Annotated in this window: 2 protein-coding genes; both read left to right on the top strand. The window is 74.4% G+C overall.

Translation table 11 applies throughout. The features are described 5' to 3' along the window. Nucleotides 1–706 (top strand): protoporphyrinogen oxidase (hemG, locus tag ABD308_RS17435; RefSeq protein WP_344335344.1); only part of this gene is annotated, 706 nt, incomplete at its 5' end. After that, nucleotides 703–1,428 (top strand): hydrogen peroxide-dependent heme synthase, encoded by a 726-nt coding sequence (gene hemQ / locus ABD308_RS17430; protein ID WP_344335342.1) that lies wholly within the window; start codon nucleotides 703–705, stop codon nucleotides 1,426–1,428. The genes hemG and hemQ, both read left to right, overlap by 4 nt. Nucleotides 1,429–1,473 lie beyond the last annotated feature (45 nt).

Below are 1,473 nucleotides of genomic sequence, written 5' to 3'. Positions count from 1 at the left end.
CCGCACCGAGGTGACCGGGCTGCGCCGCACCGCCGACGGCTGGCGGGTGACCACCGGCGGCGGCGACACCCTGGACGCGGCCGCCGTCGTCCTGGCCGTGCCCGCGCCCGCCGCCGCCCGGCTGCTGCGCGAGGACGCGCCGGCCGCCGCGGCCGAGCTGGACGGCGTCGAGTACGCCGGGATGGCGCTGGTCACCCTGGCGTTCCGCCGGGCCGACCTGCCCGAGCCCCCGGCCGGCAGCGGCTTCCTGGTCCCGCCGGTGGACGGCCGCCGGATCAAGGCCTCGACGTTCTCCTCCAACAAGTGGGGCTGGCTGGAGCGCTCGGCCCCGGACGCCTTCGTGCTGCGCACCTCGCTGGGGCGGCTGCACGAGGAGGAGCCGTTGGAGCTGGACGACGAGGAGCTCATCGCCCGCTCGCTGGCCGACCTGGGCGAGGCGATCGGTCTGACCGCCCGCCCCTACGACACCGCCGTCACCCGCTGGCGGGCCGGACTGCCGCAGTACCCGGTCGGTCACCTGGACCGGGTGGCCCGGATCCGGGCGGCCGCCGACCGGGTCGGCGCGCTGGCGCTGTGCGGGGCGGCGTACGACGGCGTGGGCATCCCGGCGTGCGTCGCGAGCGCCCGGGCGGCCGTCGCCGGGATCGATGGAGTGTTGACCCCGCTGACCGGGGCGAACGTCACGGAGAGGACAATGGGCGCATGACTGAGACCGTTGAGCAGCAGGCCGCCGAGCAGCCCGCGAAGAAGAAGGCGCGGGACCTGAACCAGGTCATCCGCTACACCATGTGGTCGGTGTTCAAGCTCAAGGGCGCCCTGCCCGAGGACCGCACCGGTCTGGCCGCCGAGGTCGACGAGCTGTTCGCCCAGCTCGCCGCCAAGGACGTCACGGTGCGCGGCACCTACGACGTGTCCGGTCTGCGCGCCGACGCCGACCTCATGGTCTGGTGGCACGCCGAGGACTCCGACGACCTGCAGGAGGCGTACAACCGCTTCCGCCGCACCGGCCTGGGCCGGCAGCTGGAGCCGGTCTGGTCGAACATGGCGCTGCACCGCCCGGCGGAGTTCAACAAGTCGCACATCCCGGCGTTCCTCGCCGACGAGCACCCGCGCGACTACGTCTGCGTCTACCCGTTCGTCCGCTCCTACGAGTGGTACCTGCTGCCGGACGCCGAGCGGCGCGCGATGCTCGCCGAGCACGGCCAGATGGCGCGCGGCTACCCGGACGTGCGGGCCAACACCGTCGCCTCGTTCGCGCTGGGCGACTACGAGTGGCTGCTCGCCTTCGAGGCGGACGAACTGCACCGGATCGTGGACCTGATGCGCGACCTGCGCCCGTCCCGCGCCCGGCTGCACGTCCGCGAGGAGGTGCCGTTCTTCACCGGCCGCCGCAAGCCGGTCGCCGAACTGCTCAACGGCCTGGTCTGAGCGACGCGCGCCGCACGACGGCGGGCCACCGGCGCCGGCCCCGGG

The organism is Kitasatospora putterlickiae (genome assembly GCF_039527695.1).
Lineage (GTDB): Bacteria > Actinomycetota > Actinomycetes > Streptomycetales > Streptomycetaceae > Kitasatospora > Kitasatospora putterlickiae.
The sequence above is the reverse complement of the archived record's forward strand: the minus strand, read 5'-3'. Positions and strand labels throughout refer to the sequence as shown.